General features: G+C 68.1%; 14 protein-coding genes. 6 read left to right on the top strand and 8 right to left on the bottom strand.

All coding sequences use genetic code 11. The features are described 5' to 3' along the window. Window positions 1-68: 68 nt before the first annotated feature. The gene (locus ACFQ0E_RS04340) at window positions 69-1,463 is read left to right on the top strand and encodes an ATP-binding protein (protein WP_386824023.1); all 1,395 of its coding nucleotides are present in this window, start codon (window positions 69-71) and stop codon (window positions 1,461-1,463) included. A 13-nt stretch (window positions 1,464-1,476) separates the two neighbouring features. On the opposite strand, the gene ACFQ0E_RS04345 is transcribed toward ACFQ0E_RS04340, so the two are convergent. After that, on the bottom strand, window positions 1,477-3,612 hold the full coding sequence (locus ACFQ0E_RS04345; RefSeq protein WP_386822461.1) for a TonB-dependent siderophore receptor: 2,136 nt from the start codon (window positions 3,610-3,612) through the stop codon (window positions 1,477-1,479). 136 nt (window positions 3,613-3,748) lie between these two features. After that, window positions 3,749-6,100 carry a TonB-dependent receptor gene (locus ACFQ0E_RS04350; protein ID WP_386822462.1) on the bottom strand — a complete coding sequence of 784 codons (2,352 nt, stop codon included), beginning with the start codon at window positions 6,098-6,100 and terminating at the stop codon, window positions 3,749-3,751. A gap of 191 nt (window positions 6,101-6,291) precedes the next feature. Between ACFQ0E_RS04350 and ACFQ0E_RS04355 the strand changes: the two genes are divergently transcribed. Further along, entirely contained in the window at window positions 6,292-6,414 is a 123-nt protein-coding gene (locus ACFQ0E_RS04355) for a hypothetical protein (protein ID WP_386822463.1), read from the top strand. After that, a complete protein-coding gene (locus ACFQ0E_RS04360) occupies window positions 6,411-6,902 on the top strand; it encodes a copper chaperone PCu(A)C (RefSeq protein WP_386822464.1) in 492 nt (163 codons plus the stop codon). The genes ACFQ0E_RS04355 and ACFQ0E_RS04360 overlap by 4 nt, the downstream gene beginning before the upstream one ends. A 104-nt stretch (window positions 6,903-7,006) precedes the next feature. Here the strand turns inward: ACFQ0E_RS04360 and ACFQ0E_RS04365 are convergent, their stop codons facing one another. The 4 genes from ACFQ0E_RS04365 to rtcR all read right to left on the bottom strand — a co-directional run bounded on the left by ACFQ0E_RS04365 (window position 7,007) and on the right by rtcR (window position 11,230). Further along, entirely contained in the window at window positions 7,007-7,561 is a 555-nt protein-coding gene (locus ACFQ0E_RS04365) for a response regulator transcription factor (RefSeq protein ID WP_386822465.1), read from the bottom strand. After that, entirely contained in the window at window positions 7,558-8,772 is a 1,215-nt protein-coding gene (locus tag ACFQ0E_RS04370) for an ATP-binding protein (RefSeq protein ID WP_386822466.1), read from the bottom strand. The genes ACFQ0E_RS04365 and ACFQ0E_RS04370 overlap by 4 nt, the downstream gene beginning before the upstream one ends. 64 nt (window positions 8,773-8,836) lie before the next feature. Next, window positions 8,837-9,610, bottom strand: coding sequence for an ATP-grasp domain-containing protein (locus ACFQ0E_RS04375; protein ID WP_386822467.1), 774 nt, complete (start codon window positions 9,608-9,610; stop codon window positions 8,837-8,839). A 27-nt stretch (window positions 9,611-9,637) separates the two neighbouring features. Next, window positions 9,638-11,230 (bottom strand): RNA repair transcriptional activator RtcR, encoded by a 1,593-nt coding sequence (rtcR, locus tag ACFQ0E_RS04380; RefSeq protein ID WP_386822468.1) that lies wholly within the window; start codon window positions 11,228-11,230, stop codon window positions 9,638-9,640. A 190-nt stretch (window positions 11,231-11,420) separates the two neighbouring features. Here rtcR and ACFQ0E_RS04385 point away from each other — a divergent pair, with 190 nt between their 5' ends. From ACFQ0E_RS04385 to rtcA, 3 genes are all read left to right on the top strand, one after another. Next, the gene (locus ACFQ0E_RS04385; protein WP_386822469.1) at window positions 11,421-12,971 is read left to right on the top strand and encodes a VWA domain-containing protein; all 1,551 of its coding nucleotides are present in this window, start codon (window positions 11,421-11,423) and stop codon (window positions 12,969-12,971) included. Window positions 12,972-14,010: 1,039 nt separating this feature from the next. After that, complete coding sequence (locus ACFQ0E_RS04390; protein ID WP_386822470.1) at window positions 14,011-15,345, top strand: RtcB family protein; 1,335 nt, start codon at window positions 14,011-14,013, stop codon at window positions 15,343-15,345. Between the two features lie 71 nt (window positions 15,346-15,416). Then, a complete protein-coding gene (gene rtcA / locus ACFQ0E_RS04395; protein ID WP_386822471.1) occupies window positions 15,417-16,436 on the top strand; it encodes an RNA 3'-terminal phosphate cyclase in 1,020 nt (339 codons plus the stop codon). A gap of 28 nt (window positions 16,437-16,464) precedes the next feature. On the opposite strand, the gene ACFQ0E_RS04400 is transcribed toward rtcA, so the two are convergent. Together ACFQ0E_RS04400 and aroE are read right to left on the bottom strand one after the other, a co-directional pair. Further along, window positions 16,465-16,809, bottom strand: a complete 345-nt coding sequence (locus tag ACFQ0E_RS04400; protein WP_386822472.1) for a hypothetical protein — start codon at window positions 16,807-16,809, stop codon at window positions 16,465-16,467. A gap of 49 nt (window positions 16,810-16,858) precedes the next feature. Continuing rightward, window positions 16,859-17,698 carry a shikimate dehydrogenase gene (gene aroE, locus ACFQ0E_RS04405; protein WP_386822473.1) on the bottom strand — a complete coding sequence of 280 codons (840 nt, stop codon included), beginning with the start codon at window positions 17,696-17,698 and terminating at the stop codon, window positions 16,859-16,861. Window positions 17,699-17,710: the final 12 nt, after the last annotated feature.

The following is a 17,710-nucleotide window of genomic DNA, read 5'->3' on the forward strand; positions in this document are numbered from 1 at the left end:
CCCGGCCCATGCTGGACGCCCCGTCGCGGATGCGCTGAACTGCCGTCATGTCCTCGATCCGTCGCGCCCTGCTCCTGTCGATCATCGGCACCACCACGGTGGTGCTGCTGGTCGCCGCCGCCTTCAGCTACAACAGCGGCCTGCGCGAGGCGGACGAACTGTTCGACGCCAAGCTCGCCCACTCGTCGCGCGTGCTGATGAGCCTCACCGACGCGCCGCTGGACGAGCTGCCGCCACGCAGCCCCGGCGCGGCTCCCGATGCGCCCCGGGTGATCCGCGTCTGGCACGGCACCTTCGACGGCGAGCACGCATCCCTCGCGCAATCGAGCGGCCATGTCTACGAGACCAAGCTCGCCTTCCAGGTGCGCGATCCCGCCGGTGTGCTGCTGCTGCGTTCGGAGAGCGGGCCTGCGCTTCCGCTGGCGCCACTGGCGCCGGGCTTCGCCGACAGCCTGATCGACGGCGAGCACTGGCGCACTTTTACCCTGCGCTCGCCGGGCGGGCGCTGGTACCAGTCCGGCGAACTGGCCGGCATCCGCAGCGAGATCGCCGAGGAGATCGCCTTCGGCACGATGCTGCCCCTGCTGGTCGCGCTGCCGCTGCTGGCCTTGTTCGTCTGGCTGGCGGTGGGCTGGGCCTGCGGCAGCCTGCGACGGGTATCGGACGCCGTCGACGAGCGCGTGCCCGAACGCATGGCGCCGATCGCCCTCACCCGCGTGCCCCGGGAAATCGCCGCGATCATCGGTGCGGTGAACGGTCTGCTCGCGCGCCTGCAGGAAGCCCTGTTCCGCGAAAAGCGCTTCACCGCCGACGCCGCCCACGAACTGCGCACGCCGATCGCCGCGCTGAAGCTGCACGCCTACAACCTCGCCCATGCCGCCGATGCCGACGAACGCGCGCAGTCGCAGCAGCGACTGGATGCCGGCATCGCGCGCATGGAACGCCTGGTCGCGCAGCTGCTGGCGCTGAGCCGGATCGAGCGCGACGCACCGACGGTCGCGCAGGCTGCGTCGGTCGACCTGGCCGAGGTCGCGCGACGCTGCCGCGACGATGTCGTCGCCGCCACCGGCATCGACGCCGCGCGCATCGCGCTCGACCTCGCCCCGGTGGCCGTGACTGGCGACGATCTGCTGGTCGACGCGGTGGTGCGCAACCTCGTCGACAACGCCGTGCGCTATGCCGCGCGCGGCCAGATCAGGGTGCGCACCGACCGCGACGGCGACCGCGCGACGCTGGTGGTCGAGGATGCCGGCCCCGGCATTCCCGAGGATGCTCGCGAGCGGGTGTTCTCGCGCTTCCATCGCGAGCTGGGCAGCGGCGTCGAAGGCAGCGGCCTCGGCCTGTCGATCGTCGCCGAGGCCCTGCAGCGCCTCGGCGGTACGATCGTCCTCGACGCCTCGCCCACGTTCGGCGGCCTGCGCGCCACGGTGACCCTGCCGGTGGCCGGTACCGCAGCGCGCTGAAGCCCTGACCCGGTCAGAAGGACCGGGTCACGCGCAGCATCACGTGGCGCGGATCGCCGGGCAGCACGCCGAAGACATTGCCCGAGGCGGTGTAGTAGTGCTTGTCCAGCGCGTTGTTCAGGGTCAGGCCCAGCGCCCAGTCGCCACGCGCGTACTGCACGCCCAGGTCGACCAGCCCGTAACCCGCCAGACGCACGTCGCTGCCGTTCACCAGCCGGCGTTCGCCGGTGGCGTATACGCCGGCATCGAACGACCACGGCGTCTCGCCCAGCACGTAGCGGGTGCGCAGCAGGCCGGTGAGTCGTGGCGTGTTGCCCAGTTCCGCGCCCTGGTCGCCGTCGTTGCTGCGCGTGACCTCGCCGTCCAGGTGCGCGACGCCCCAGTCCAGCGTCCAGCCGTCGGCCAGACGCAATGTGCCCTCCAGTTCGATGCCGCGCACGCGCTGCTCGCCATCCTGCACGCTGAAGTCGGGATCCTGCGGGTCGGCGGTCAGCGCATCGATGCGGCGCACGTCGAACAGCGCGGCGCTGAAGCGATGCCGCTCGCCGTTGAAGCGCACGCCTGCTTCCACCTGGCGCGAACGTTCGGGGTCGAACGCGCGGCCGTCGGCGGCGCGCGCGCCGAACGTGCTTTCAGTGTCGAAGCCGGTATTCACGCCGCCGAACAGTGACCAGCGTTCCGACAGCCGCAGGTTGCTGGCCAGCTGCCAGGTGGTCGCCGACGAGGTCGTGCGGTCGCGCGTGCCGTTGAACGTCGACACGTAGTCGAAGCGGCTGTGGCGCAGGCCGACGATCAGGTCCCAGGACGAGGTCAGCGCGATCAGGTCCTGCGCGTAGATCGCCACGCCGTCGGCGCGACCAACGGAATCGAAGGCGAACACCGCGTTCGGTGCCGTGGCCGGATAGGTATAGACCGGTGCCAGCACGTTGATCGGGCCGACATTGGTCAGGTTGTATTGCAGGAAGGTGCTGTGCTCGCGGCTCCCTTCGACGCCGACCAGCAACTGGTGGCCGACGCGGCCGGTGTCGAAGCGGCCGGACAGGTCGATCTGGCCGATGCGGTAATCGTCGTCTTCGGTGCCGTAGCGGCCGTTGCGGTTGAGGGTGACGCCATCGGCCTGCATGCCGCGCAGGCGGATCTGGCTGAAATCGGTGCGGAAGCCCTGGTACTGGTAGCGCGGCGTGAGCGTCCAGCGCTCCGAGAGGCGGATGTCGGCCCAGAGCTGGATCAGCGGCGAATCGGCGGTGAGCGGACGCAGCGAGGGTTCGCCGAGAAAGACGTCGCGACGCACGCCGCCCCGGCCATTGCCGACCACGGTGCCGATCACCGGCAACCCCGGATAACCCAGGGTCTCGCGCTCGATGTATTCGGACAGCCAGTGCACGGTCACCGTGTCCGATGCGCGCCAGCGCGCGGCCAGCGCGATGTTGTTGCGGTCGATGTCCTGCTGGTCGACGAAGGTACCCGAGCGCTCGATCTCGCCGGTCAGGCGCACCGCGAAACGCTTGTCCGCGTCCAGCGCACCGGTCAGGTCGAAGCCGGCCACGCGCGCGTCGTCGCTGCCGAGCTGCACGTCGACGCTGCCGCCGAACTCATCTTCGGGACGCTTGGTGATGATGCTGAGGATGCCGCCGACCGCCGATTGCCCGTACAGCACCGACGACGGGCCCTTGAGCACTTCGATGCGCTCGACGTTCGACATCGCCGAGGCATCGATGTCCTCGTAGTAACGCTGGCGCATGCCGTTGCGCATCTGGTCGGCCAGGAAGCCGCGCACGCAGATGCTGAAGCTCTGGTAGCGCGCGACCCGCGACTGGCCGGGGTTGGCGCTGGGCACGTTGCGCAGCACGTCGCCGATGCTGCGGGCACCCTGGGTGCGGATTGCTTCGGCATCGACCACCTGCACGCTCTGCGGCATCTTCGACAGCGGGATGCCCGACTTGGCGCCGAAGGCGTCGTCGGTCTTGGTGCCGGTCACGACGATGGTGTCGAGGGTGTCGGCCTCGTCGCCGCGTGCCTGCTGCGGGGTGCCGTCGTCGGCGGAGGCCGCGAAGGCGGCGAGCGTGCCGGCGATGGCCAGCGCCAGCGCGGCGCGCGCCGGATGGCGGAAGGAAGCGGTACGGGAGGATGTGGAAGCGAAGGTGGTCATCATCGGTGGTACGGACTTCTTCAGGGGGAAAGCGCGAAACGCGACGACTCGCGGCTTTCGCGCCGCGAATCGTCGCGCAGGTGTGTGCACGGTCTGGACGTTCGTCGTGGGCGATCGCCGCTCGCAGCGATCGGCGTCAGCGCCAGTCGTAGCGCAGTTCCGCCACCCAGGTGCGCTGGGTGTAGGGATGGAAATTCCAGTAGGTGCGGTCGTTGAGGTTGTCCACGCCCAGCGCGAGACCCCAGTGTTCGGTCGGGCGCCAGCGCGCGCGCAGGTCCATGACGAAGAACGGGCTGGTGCCGGTGTAGGCGTCACCGTTGGGGTCGCTGTTGTCCAGCGTGTTGAACTGCTTGCCGCTGTAGCGCGCGCCGGCGGTGAACTGCCACTGCGCGCTCGGGGCGTAGCTGGCCAGCAGGTTGGCGCGCCAGCGCGGCACGCGCGGCTGCCACTTGCCCTCGCTCGCCGGGAAGTTCGGGTTCTCGCGGATGATCGAATCGGCGAAGGTCACGCTGCCGGTCAGTTCGAGTCCTTCGATGCCCAGGGCGCGCCACTCGCCGGCCAGCTCGATGCCGGTGGTGCGGATCGCGCCGACGTTCTGGATGTTGGTGATGTTCGGCGTCACCAGCACGTTGGTCTGCGAATACAGCGCGTCGCGGGTGCGCTCGTGGAACACGGTCGCGCGCAGCCTGCCGTTGTCCAGCGCATGGACCAGCGACAGTTCCGAGGTCGTCGAACGCTCGGCCTTCAGATTCGGATCGTTGTTCACCACGCTGCCGGCGACCAGCGACCCCTGGTACAGCTCGCTCACCGTCGGGAAGCGCACCGCGCGTCCCACCGAGGCCTGCAGCGAGGTGTCCGGGGTGAACGCGAAGGCCAGCGCGGCCTTCGGCGACAGCGCGGTCTCGCTGCGTCCGGCGAAGCGTGCGACCGTCGTCGCGTTCGCGAGCAGGCCGTCGTGCGCGCGCCAACGATCGAAGCGCAGACCGAAGGTGCCGGTCCAGCGTTCCGACCAGCGCCAGGTGTCCTGCGCGAAGACGCCGGTCAGTGCGGCCTTGCCGCCGAAGGCCGAGAAGCGCGCGCCGGGTGCGCCGCGTTGCCAGTCGCTGGTGTCGCGCACTTCGGTGTCCAGCGTGAAGCGGTCGTCCTGCACGCCGAACTCGACCACGTGCGCGTCGTTCGGTCGCCACACGAGGTGCGCATTCGCGCTGCGCCAGCCGGTGCCGTCGCTGTCGGCGATGCGCCCGGCACCGCCGGTGTCTGCGATCGGCCGTGCCACCGTCGGCGAGCGCACGCGATCGCGCACGTAGTCGTAGCGGCTCACCGCGAGGGTGAAGTCCAGCGTCTTGCCGCTGCTGCGCTTGAGCGCCAGGCCATGCATGCGATGTTCGAGGTCGGCCTGCTGCAGGCTGATCGCGGTCGCCGGCACCGCGTAGCGCCGGCCGTCGATCAGCACGTTGCCGCTGTACACCGGGTTGCCTGCGGCGTCGCGCAGCCAGGTCTCGGAATCGCGGAACACGTCGTTGCGCCAGGTGCCGAAGGTGTAGCTCAGGCGCAGGTCGTCGCTGAAATCGTAGGCGAGCTTGAGCTTGGCGTGTTCCTGCTCGGTCTCGACGATGCTGGTCGCGCCGAGCAGGTACCAGGGCTGGTTGCGCGGATTGCGCCCCGCCACCGCCCCGGTGACCGGCGTGCCGCTGCCCGTCGTGCCGCTGGACTGCAGCAGGTTGGCGAACACCATCGGATGGCCTTCGCTGTCCAGGCGGTTCACCGCCAGCCAGGCCGAGAACGCGCCCCAGCGGTCGCCGATCGAGGCGCTGGCCTGGGTGCTGCCGTAGCTGTCGCGGGTGCGGTACAGCTCGAAATCCTGGTGGTGATGGCTCAGCTTCGCGTGGGCTTCGAAGGACTGCGGCATGCGCGTGACGTAATCGACCACGGCGCCGACCGAATTGCCCGGATACGCCGCCGAAAATGGACCGTACAGCACGTCGACGCGGGCGATCTCCTCCGGTGCCACCAGACCCCAGCGCGGCGTGAACGAGGCGCCGTTGCCGAGCAGGTTCGACAGCAGGATGCCGTCGGCATAGACCAGCGAACGCGCGCTGTTGCCGGTGCCCGAGGCGCGGGTGGCCAGCACCGCGTGGTCGAAGTCGCCGACATAGCGCTTGCGCACCAGCAGGCTCGGGAAATACTTGAGCACGTCCTCGGCGTCGATCGCGTTGATCGTCGCCTCCGCCTCGTCGCCGGTGATGCCTTCCATCGTCGTCGGGATCTGCGTCGGCAGCGAGGTCGGGCGCACGCCGGTCACGGTGATCGTGCCGAGGGTGCGCGTCGTCTGCGCATCGCCGTCTTCGCCGCCGTCGGGCGTGGCCGGGGCGTCGTTCTGGTTTGTGTCGTTCTGGTTTGTATCGTCGGCCGGGGCCGGCGTGTCGGCGCCGGCCGCGAGGGCCGGCAGGGCCAGGGCGAGCGCGAGGAAGAGCGGGGCGTGGCGCATGGTGCGGACCGGTCCGTGATCGGGGCCGGTATTGTCGAGAGCCGCCGCCGCCCCGGCCTGCGGCAAAACGCCGCATCGCCAACGCCACGCCAGCGGCTTACGCTTTGTACCCGGCGACATTCCTGCGAAGCCTGGCCTGCCGTGCATCGCACCCCGGAGGTCGTCGCTGTCCCTGATCGAGAGAAACGATGATGTCCTGGTGGTCCGTCGCCGTGAGTCTGTGGTTGCTGTCCTGGGGCATGGCCCTGTCCGCCCGCATGCTGGCGGACGCCGTGCCGCGTCCGTGGTGCCTGTTCGATGGAGAGCCCTCGTGATCCGCCTGCAGGGCCGGATGGCCGCTGCCGCCGTCGCGCTCGGCGTGGTGCTGTTTTCCGCCTGCGTGCCTGCCGGTGCGCAGCGCGTGGGCGACCTGCGCATCGAGGACCCCTGGGTGCGCGCCACGCCACCGGGCGCGGGTGTCACCGGCGGCTTCATGACCGTGCGCAACACTGGCGCGAAGGACGATCGCCTGGTCTCGGTGACCAGCGCGGCAGTCGCGCGCGTCGAGATCCACGAGATGCGCCACGAGGACGGGATGATGCGCATGCGTCGGATCGATGCCGGCCTGCCGGTGAAGGCGGGCGCGAAGATCGAACTGGCCCCGGGCGGCTACCACCTCATGCTGTTCGGGCCGAAGCAGCCCTTCGTCGAAGGCGATGTGGTCGTCGCCACCGCACGATTCGAGAAGGCCGGCAACGTCGAGATCGCCTTCCGCGTGCGCGGCCTCGGCGCCAAGCGCGAAGCCGGGCATCACGGACACTGAAATGTCTCCGTAGAGCGGAGCTTGCTCCGCTCGATCTTCAGGGTGGCGAGAAGAATGAGCGGAGCAAGCTCCGCTCTACAAACGCATTGGAAGATCGCAAGGCCTCAGCCGCGCTCGCGCACCGGTCGCTTCGCCAGCCTGCGCTGCAGCGTGCGCCGGTCCACGCCGAGCACCCGCGCCGCTGCGGACACGTTCCCCTCGCATTCGGCCAGCACGCGCTGCACGTGCTCCCAGCTCTGCCGGCGCAACGTCGGCGGCGTTTCCGCGATATCGGCCGGCACCGCATCGGGTGCATCGCCGAAACTGCGCAGCAGGCTGTCGAGGTCAAAGGGCTTGGGCAGGTAGTGCCAGGCGCCGCGGCGCATCGCGTCGACGGCGGTGGCGATGCTGGCGTAGCCGGTCGCCAGCACGATGCGTGCATCCGGGCAGCGCTCGCGCAGCGCTTGGATCAGCGCCAGCCCGTTGTCCGCGCCCAGGCGCAGGTCGAGCAGGATGCGCCGTGGTCGCGCGTCGGTCGGCAGCATGTCGAGCAGGCGCATCGCAGTCTCGGCGTCGTGGGCGATGTCGCAGGCGATGCCCTCGCGCTGCAGGCGGCGCGCCAGCACCGTGCAGAACGCCACGTCGTCGTCGATCAGCAGCATGCGGGACACATCGCTCATGGTGCGACCGCCTCGTCGTTCGCCAGCGGCAGCACGATCGCGGTGATGCAGCCGCCGCCGTCCCGCGCGAACTGGCGCACCGCCCCGCCGGCGCGTTCGATGCTGGCATTGGAGATCATCAGGCCGACGCCGAGGTTGTGCGCACTGCGTTCGGCGCGAGCGAACGCCGCCAGCGCGTCCGGTCCATCGCCGCGATCGCACACCGCGATGCACAGCCGGCCTTCGACGATGCGCGACGCGATTTCGACCGCCGCGTCTGCGCCGCTTCGCGCGTTCGCGTCGGCGGCATTGTTGAACAGGTGGATCAACGCCTGCGGCAGGGTCGCGTCCACGCGCACCGCATGCCTGTCCGCACCGGCATCGAGCGAGACCATCACGCTCGGCCGCAGGAGGCGCCAGCGATCGACGCAATCGCGCAGCAGCCCATCGGCATCGCGCGGCAGCGGTTCGTCGGCATCGCCGCGTCGCGCCAGGTCCGCCAGCGTGCGGACGTGGTCGCGGCAATGCGCCAGCTGCGCGCGCATCAGCGCCAGGTCCTCGTCATCCGGCGCGTGCCCGTCCTGCCAGTCGTCCAGCAGCAGGCCCATCGTGGTCAGCGGCGTGTTCAGTTCGTGCGCGGTGCCGGCGGCCAGCGTGCCCAAGGCTAGCACCGACTCGTCCCGCAGCGCACGTTCGCGCGCCTCGGCCAGCGCGCGCCGCTGGCGCTTCACCGTGGCCATGAACCGACCCAGCACCACCGCCATGATCGTCACGGTCAGCAGGAAGTTGATCCACATCCCGACGATGTGCAGTTCGAAATCGCGGCCGTGCACCGTCGGCAGTGGCACGTGCCAGCGCATCAGCCCGGTGTAGAGCAGCGCGGACAGTACGGCCAGGCCCAGCACCGGCAGCAGGTCCAGGCCGACCGCTGCGATGGCGACCGGCACCAGGTACAGCGACACGAACGGATTCGCCGGGCCACCCGCGAGATACAGCAGCGCGGTCAGCGCCGCCATGTCGACCACCAGCTGCGTCATCAGCAGCCGAGACCCGCCCTGCCCGCCGCGCCGCCACCACAGGTGCAGCACGACGTTGAAGACCAGCAGTGCCACCGACACCGACAGCATCGGCGCCAGCGGAATGCCCAGTCCGAGCCGCCAGGCCACGAACAGCATCGTCGCCAGTTGTCCGGCGACGGCGAGATAGCGCAGGGGGATCAGGAGCGGGAGCATGCGTCGGAACCAATTCGGTTCGCAGGGTGGGCATTCTGCCCACCGAGCTGCAGCCAGCAGGAATTCACCGCTCCAACTCCTCAAGCGCTGCCACCAGTCGCTGCACGTCGCCCGCATAGAAACCGGCCGAGTTGATCGTGTTGATTTCCACGATTCTCGGACCGTCGGGCGTATCGCAGACATCGATCACGAAGGCCCGGTGCGGCTGCCAGTCCGTAACGGCCTGCATGACGAAGGCATCCAGCCGATCATCAACGTCGGAGCTGTACACGACACGGCGACCAAGCTTGTACAGCGATTTCGTGGCGATCTCGCCGCCGACGATCCAGTAGCGGTACTCGGCGTGGATCGTCTTGGGCACGCACAGCTGCACCTGGGTCGTAGGCGACAGGCTGGTGCCGTAGTCCTCGTCCAGATCGCAGACCCGTTGCCGCCAGGCCTCGAACTCGTCCACATCGAAGACGCGACCGGCGAAATACTTCGAGTCGTCGATCGGGCGGAGAAAGGTCGGCCCTTCCAGTCGCACGTCCTGGAAGGCAAGCACACGGGAATCCGCATTGAGCATGCGATCGCCCCATGCCGCCAGTTGCGCGTGGAAATCCTGGTCGAACAGGTCGTAGACGCCTGGCGTCCAGCCATGCGCCTTCGCGGCATGGCGCATTGAGTACGAACCGAAGCACACGGCCTTGGCGTCCTGCAGCACCGGCGCAGGCTCCAGTTCGCCCACGAACGGAATGACCTTGTGCACGCTGTATGGCAGGTCGAAGCGTTCGAGGGCGCCGACCAGGCTGTCCCACTCGGTTTCCTTGAACAGGTTGGTCTGCAGGATCCAGTGCATGCGGCGTCTTCGGGGGTCGCGAACGCGTCACTCTACGGCCCGCACCCGCTCCCAATCCAGCCCGAAGCGGGCGAGATACTTGCGCAGGCGGTCGGCATCGTTGGTGCTGGTGCGCTGGCGACGCGAGGCGGCGAACAGGGTGCGGCCGGCGTCGGACAGCGATTTCGCGCGGGCGCAGACGCGCACGACCTCTTCCAGCTGCACGCGGTCGAAACGGTCGAGATCGTCCAGCGCATCGCCCAGCAGCGGCAGCAGCGGCGAGACCTCGCTGCCGACGCGCCACTGCGCGCGCAGGCGGGCGATCTCCTCGTCGACCAGCGCGGTGGTGATGCGCCCCGCATCGGCGAGCGTGGCCAGGCGCATGACCGATGCACCGAGATCGCGGAAATTGCCGGGCCAGCGCGCTTCCGGGCTGGTCGCGAAGGCGAGGAAGCGCGCCCGCGCTTCCTTGTTGAACGCGACGCGGTGGTGCTGCTCGCGCGACCACCGCTCCAGCTCGAAATCGAGGTTCGGTTCGATGTCCTCGATGCGTTCGGCGAGCCCGGGCAGGCGATAGGTCCACAGGTTCAGGCGCGCCAGCAGGTCGTCGCGGAAGCGGCCCTGCGCCACGGCTTCGCCGAGATCGCGGTTGGTGCCGGCGATCAGCTGGAAATCGCTTTCCACGTCGCGGTCGCTTCCGACCGGCGGGAAGCGCTTCTCCTCCAGCGCGCGCAGCAGCAGCGCCTGCTCGTCCAGGCCCAGTTCGCCGATCTCGTCGAGGAACAGCAGGCCCTTGTCGGCCGAGCGCAGCAGGCCGGCGCGGTCGCTGCCGGCCCCGGTGTACGCGCCCTTCACGTGGCCGAACAGCGCGCTCATCGCGCCGTCGCCACGCAGCGTGGCGCAGTTCACCTCGACGAAGCGCCCGGGCAGCTGGTGCTTGAGCTTCTTCAACTCGAACACCCGCTTGGCCAGCTGGCTCTTGCCGGCGCCGGTCGGGCCCATCAGCAGCATCGGTGCCTTCGAGCGCGTGGCCACGGTCTCGATCTGCTCGATCATCCGGTTGAACGTGGCGTTGCGCGTGGCGATGCCGCTCTTGAGCAGGTCGCGGTCGTCGATGCGCTGCTGCTTGAAGCGCTGCGCGATGCGGTCGTAGCGAGACAGGTCGAGGTCGATCGTGGTCCACGTGCCGGCATCGCCGCTGCGCTGCTTGCGCGGCGGCGAGGTCTGCAGCAGCCGGCCCGGGAACAGCCGGCTTTCGGCGAGCAGGAACCAGCAGATCTGCGCGACGTGTGTACCGGTGGTGATGTGGATCAGGTAGTCCTCCTCGTCCGGGCGGAAGTCGTAGCCGCGCAGGAAGTCGTGGAGGCAGGCGTACACGCCCTCGAAGTCCCAGGGATCGGCCAGGTGCATGTCGTGGCGCACCACCGTGGTCTCCGGTGACACCTGCGCCAGGTCCGCCCCGACCGTGTCGCCCAGCCGCGCATACCGCCGCTCGTCCAGCAGCAGCTCGATCCGGTCCAGCTGGAAGTCCTCGTGCATGCCCAGCGACACCGTCGGGCGCCACTTCTCCCAGCGCCCCGGTCCGCTGGCCGCGTCCAGCTGGGTGCCGATCATTCCGAACACGACCTGGCGCTTTCGCATGATTTTATCCGATAAATTCTTATCCCAAAGTATATGAAATCACGATGAGGATCGTTCGGCAGCACGCCAGGAAATTCACGAAATCCTTTCAATATCAATGAGATGTATGTATTCCGGAAAAGTTGGCACGGGGGTTGCCTTATGCAGGGCAAACGACACGCAGATCGGGCATCCCCGAAAGGACGACACCATGGCCAACACCTCGCTCTTCACCTCCAGCCGCGGCGCCCTGCTGCCGAACGCCACCACCCGCAACGAAGCCGGTGGCCTGGCCTACGCCCGCAGCCCGAAGGCGGCGCTGGCGCTGTACGCGGCGACCGGCTGCCTCAATGGCACCTTCTACGCCGACGCCGGCGAGCAGCTGGACATGGCCCTGAAGCTCTGCGGCGAGGTCGAGCCGGGCTTCGTCGCCCGCACCGCCATCTACGCCCGCAAGGTCGGCCACATGAAGGACATGCCGGCGCTGCTGCTCGCGACCCTGTCGGTGCGCGACCGCGAGGCCTTCGCCGCCGCGTTCCCGCAGGTGGTCGACAACGGCCGCATGCTCCGCAACGTGGTGCAGATCCTGCGCAGCGGCCGCGTCGGCCGGAAGTCGCTGGGCTCGCTGCCCAAGCGCCTGATCCGCGACTGGCTGCAGAACGCGAGCGTCGACCAGATCGTTTCGGCCGCCATCGGCAACGACCCGTCGCTCGGCGACATCGTGAAGATGGTCCACCCGAAGCCGGCCGACGCCGAGCGCCAGGCGCTGTATGCGTGGCTGATCGGCAAGCCGTACGACGCCGACAAGCTGCCGGAGAAGGTGCGCGCCTACGAGGCGTTCAAAAAGGACCCCTCGCGCACGCTGCCGGACCTGCCGTTCCAGTACTACACGTCGCAGCCGCTGACGTCGTCGCACTGGAAGACGGTGGCCACCCGTGCGTCGTGGCAGTCGCTGCGCCAGAACCTCAATCATTTCGCGCGCCACGGTGTCTTCACGGATGCCTACGTGCTGCGCAAGGTGGTGGCGAAGCTGACCGACGAGGCCGCGATCCGCAAGGCGCGCGTGCTGCCGTACCAGCTGCTGACCACCTTCCAGGCGACCGGCGACCTGCCGCGCGCGATCGGTGAGGCCCTGCAGGACGCGATGGAAATCGCGACCCGCCAGGTGCCGAAGCTCGAAGGCGACGTGGTGGTGGCGGTGGACGTGTCGGGCTCGATGAGCTCGGCGGTCACCGGTTATCGCAAGGGCGCGACCACCGTGACGCGCTGCGTCGACGTGGCGGCGCTGATCGCAGCCTGCGTGCAGCGCACCAACCCGCTCGCCCGGGTGATGCCGTTCGACACCGTCGTGCGCGACCTGCGCCTGAACCCGCGCGACAGCGTGATCACCCAGGCGCAGCAGCTGGCGAAGCTGTGCGGCGGCGGAACCACGGTGAGCGCGCCGCTGGCGAAGCTCAACGCGGAGAAGGCGAAGGTCGACCTGCTGGTGCTGATCTCGGACAACGAGAGCTGGCGCGACACGCGCGGCTCCGGCGCCACCGAGACCATGCGCCAGTGGGCGCAGATCAAGGCGCGCTGTCCGAACGCGAAGCTGGTCTGCATCGACCTGCAGCCGTACGCCACCAGCCAGACGGTGGAGCGCGAGGACGTGCTGCATGTCGGCGGCTTTAGCGACGTGGTGTTCGACCTGCTCGCCAGCTTCGCAGCCGAGGGCATCGGCGCGCGTCGCTGGGTCGACCGCATCGCGAGCATGCCGTTGTAAGTGGCAATGAAAAGTCCTGGCCGGCAATGGGGCCGGCCAGGCAGAGAATTCAAGCGTTGATGGCGATCGCGAATGCCATCGGGACTACACTCCAATGCGTCCCATACCCCTTGTCGCGATCGTCATGCTCCCCACCGTCGACGCCGGAGAATGCTGGGAAAACTACACCTCAAGATGGTCCAGGTCGTGGGTTCGAGTCCCACCTGCCGCGCCAGCATCATGGCTGCCGATCCACGATCGTCAGCCACTATGCGGCAGTAGCTCAGTCGGATAGAGCAGGCACGTTTTCCCGATCCTCGTCTCCGTTGTCGCCGGTTTTCACATGTCATCCCGAGCGCAGCGAGAGGCCTGTTTTGAAGTTTCATCGACAAGCAGGTCCCTCGCTGCGCTCGGGATGACAAGCAAAGCGTTTCACCTCGTCGGTCGCGAATGCCGACGGAACTACACTCTTAATGTCCGTGTCGCGGGTTCGATTCCCGCCCGCCGTGAAAGCATGCGGCGGTAGCTCAGGGGTAGAGCAGGAAAACGTTCCGTCATTCTTGTCGCGATTGGCATCCTTTCACATCAAATTTCTCAACTTCGTCTCCATCGAATGCCAGTGGAACTACAGGGGTGCGGAGATCGCAGGTTCGAATCCTGCCCGTCGCTGGCAAGCGGCGGTAGCCGAGTGGTTCAAGGCGCTGCATGAAACGTTCCATCACTCTTTGTCGAAGAGGCGAAGCTACTTCTTCACGTTCGACTCGTCGGCCGCGAATGCCGATGGCGCTCCTTGTGGTCGCGGGTTCGAATCCCGCCCGGTGCCTGTCAGTGCATCGGTAGCTCAGTCTGGTAGAGCTCAAATTTTCGCGTCATCACGCCTCGTCGCGGTCGGCGATCCCCGCTTTCCAGCGGCGAATGCTGGCGGAAGTACACGGGTAAGTGCGGCTTGTCCGCGCGACCGGGTTCAATCCCCGGGACACAAGGTCCCCCGACCCTGTGGTGTCACAACATCTTCCGTTCCTCTTGTCGCCGTTTCCTTTCTGCAATGCGAGAATTCACCATGACCAACCACAACCACAACCACAACCACAACCACAACCACAACCACAACCACAACCACAACCACAACCACAACCACAACCACAACCACAACCACAACCACAACTACAACTACAACTACAACTACAACTACAACGTCATCCAGGACCCGGGCGCGGTGCCGATCAAGCTGTGGACGCGCGGCGTCCCGCTGGAGGACGAGGCGCGCGACCAGCTGCGCAACATCGCGAAGCTGCCCTTCATCCATCGCTGGATTGCGGTGATGCCCGACGTGCACCTGGGCAAGGGCGCGACCGTGGGCTCGGTGGTGCCGACGATCGGCGCGATCATCCCGGCGGCAGTCGGCGTGGACATCGGCTGCGGCATGATCGCGGCGCGCACCTCGCTGATGGCGAGCGATCTTCCGGACAACCTCGCCGGCGTGCGCAGCGCGATCGAGCGTGCCGTGCCGCATGGCCGCACCGTCGGTCCGCGCGACAAGGGCGCCTGGGAGAACGCGCCGACGCTGTCGGTCGAGGGCTGGTCGCAGCTCGTGTCCGACTTCGAGAAGATCTGCGAGCGCCACCCGCGCCTGAAGAAGACCAACAACCTCAACCATCTCGGGACGCTCGGCACCGGCAACCACTTCATCGAGATCTGTCTCGACGAGGAACAGCGCGTGTGGTTCATGCTGCACTCCGGTTCGCGCGGCGTCGGCAACGCCATCGGCACCTATTTCATCGAGCTGGCGAAGCAGGAAATGCGCCGCTGGATGATCAACCTGCCGGACCAGGATCTCGCCTACCTGCCGGAAGGCAGCCAGCACTACGCGGACTACGTGTTCGCGGTGGACTGGGCGCAGCGCTACGCGCGCATGAATCGCGAGATCATGATGCGCCACGTGGTCGAGGCGATGCGCAAGGTCATCCCGAAGCCGTTCGAGGCCCAGGCCGAAGCGGTGAACTGCCACCACAACTACGTGCAGATGGAGCACCACTTCGGCAAGAACGTGCACGTGACCCGCAAGGGCGCGGTGAGCGCGCGCAAGGGCGAGCTGGGCATCATCCCGGGCAGCATGGGCGCGAAGAGCTTCATCGTGCGCGGCCTCGGCAACGAGGACAGCTTCTGCAGCTGCAGCCACGGCGCAGGCCGGGTGATGAGCCGCACCGCCGCGAAGAAGCTGATCTCGCTCGACGACCACATCAAGGCCACCGCCCATGTGGAATGCCGCAAGGACGCCGACGTGGTCGACGAATCCCCGGCCGCCTACAAGCCCATCGATGCAGTGATGGCGGCCCAGGACGACCTGGTCGAGATCGTGCATACGTTGCGGCAGGTGGTGTGTGTCAAAGGCTGATTTTCTGTGACACGCCATAATTCACTCGGGCGGACAGCAATGTCCGCCCGTTCTACTGAATGAATTTCAATATGGACATGATCGAAATCGACGGCTCCGCCGGCGGCGGGCAGCTGCTCCGCACCGCGCTGAGCCTGAGCCTGTGCACGGGTACGGGCTTCACCATGACGAAGATCCGCGCCAAGCGTTCGAAGCCGGGCCTGATGCGCCAGCATCTGACCGCGGTGAACGCGGCGGCGAAGATCGGCAACGCTTTCGTCGAAGGCGCCGAGCTGGGCGCGACCACGCTACGCTTCGAGCCGGGCGTGGTCACGCCCGGCGACTACCGTTTCGCCACCGGCAGCGCCGGGTCGGCGATGCTGGTGCTGCAGACCGTGCTGCCGCCGCTGTGGCAGTGCGACCGACCGTCGACGCTGCGTCTCGAAGGCGGCACGCACAATCCGATGGCGCCGAGCGCGGACTTCCTGGTCGAGACCTTCCTGCCTGCGGTCGCGAAGATCGGCATCGAGGCTTCGCTGCGGATCGAGCGCCCCGGCTTCTTCCCGGCCGGCGGCGGCATCGCGCATGCGGTCGTGCAACCGGCGCAGGCATTGCGCCATGCCGAGTTTCTTGATCGCGGCGAGCGTCGCGGCATGTCGGCGACGGCGATGCTGTCAGGCTTGCCTAACAATATCGGCGAGCGCGAACTCGATGTGTTGATGCGCCGCCTGCACCTGCCGCGCGAGGCGCGACGGGTACATGAGGTCACGCCGTCATCGGGCCCGGGCAACGTGTTGCTGCTGCGCGTCGAGCACGACTCGCATGCCGAGCTGTTCACCGGCCACGGCGAGCGCGGCGTCACCGCCGAGCGCGTGGCCGAACGCCTGTGCGAGGAAGCGGGGCACTACCTGCGCAGCACCGCCTGCGTCGGCGAGCACCTGTCCGACCAACTGCTGCTGCCGATGGCGCTGGCCGGCGGCGGTGCGTTCACCACGCATCTGATCAGCGATCACCTGAGCAGCAATGCGCGCCTGATCGAGAAGTTCCTGCCGGTGGAGATCGACTGGACCGAACTCGCGCCGCAGCTGTGGCAGGTGCGGATCGCGTCCTGACGGAAGGAGCCGGCCCGGCCGTGGACGTTCAGCGCGCGTCCACCGCCCGCGTCGCGCGACACAATGCCCACACCACCATCAGCAGGCCGGCGATGGTGATCAGGTTCAGCGCGGTATGCACCGCCATGAACAGGTTCAGCATGCTTGCCACGTCGCTCGTCGCCGCGCCGCTCGAGAAGATCGAGTTCTGGTAGAAGGTCAGCCCCATCCTCGCCAGCGTCGAGATCGCCATGATGGTGATGCCGACCACCGCGTTCCTGCGCTCGCGCCCGGGCTTCGCCGAACCAAGCAGCATGATCAATGCGATGCCCAGCCCGATCAGATCGGGCAGGTAGGCGGTGAGGGTGAAGAGGATGGTGCTGATGGAGTCCATGCGGTCGTTCCCGTTCCGTTGTGTGCTTGCAGGGCTGTCGTCGGCCGTATCAGTCCGCCGTCACCAGTGCCGCATGGCGGGCATGCAGTTCCGCGTACACCGGGTCGGTGTCGGGGCGCACGCCGTGCCACAGCGTGAAGCTTTCGGCGGCCTGTTCGACCAGCATGCCCAGACCGTCGACGCTGCGGTGCGCGCCTGCGGCGCGGGCCCAGGCGAGGAAGGGGATCGCGGCTTCGCCATAGCTGAGGTCGACGCAGGCGGTGCGGGAATCGACCAGCGACATCGGCAGGCTCGGCAGGCCGCTGCCGCGCGCGGCCGAGGTGGCGTTGACGATCAGTTCGAAGTTGCCGAGGTCGCGCAGATCCTCGAAATAGCGCGCATGTGCGCGGCCGGGTTCGCCGAGCAGGTCGGCGAGCGCGTCGGCCTTCTTCGAGTCGCGGTTGACGATGTACAGGTCGCCGATGCCGGCGTCGAGCAGGGAGGGCGCCACGCCGCGCGCGGCACCGCCGGCACCGATCAGCAGGGTGCGGCGCGCGCGCAGGTCGAGGCCATGGCGACCGGTGAGATCCCTGACGAGGCCGGCACCGTCGGTGTTGTCGCCGAACCAGCCATCGCCGCGACGTGCCAGCGTGTTCACCGCACCGGCGCGTTGCGCGCGTTCGCTCAGTTCGCTGCACAGGTCCGCAGCGGCCTGCTTGTGCGGCAGGGTCACGTTCGAGCCCTGGCCGCCTTGCGCGGCGAAGGCTGCGACGGCGTCGGCGAAGGCCTCCGGCGCGCATTCGATGGCGGTGTACTCGAGCGCGATGCCGGTCTGCCTGCCGAACGCGGCGTGGATGTGCGGCGAGAGCGAGTGCGAGACGGGCTGACCGAACACGGCGTAACGATTCATCCTGCGCTCCTG

Origin of the sequence: Lysobacter brunescens (assembly GCF_042677005.1) — a bacterium.
In the GTDB taxonomy this organism is placed as follows: domain Bacteria; phylum Pseudomonadota; class Gammaproteobacteria; order Xanthomonadales; family Xanthomonadaceae; genus Lysobacter_I; species Lysobacter_I brunescens.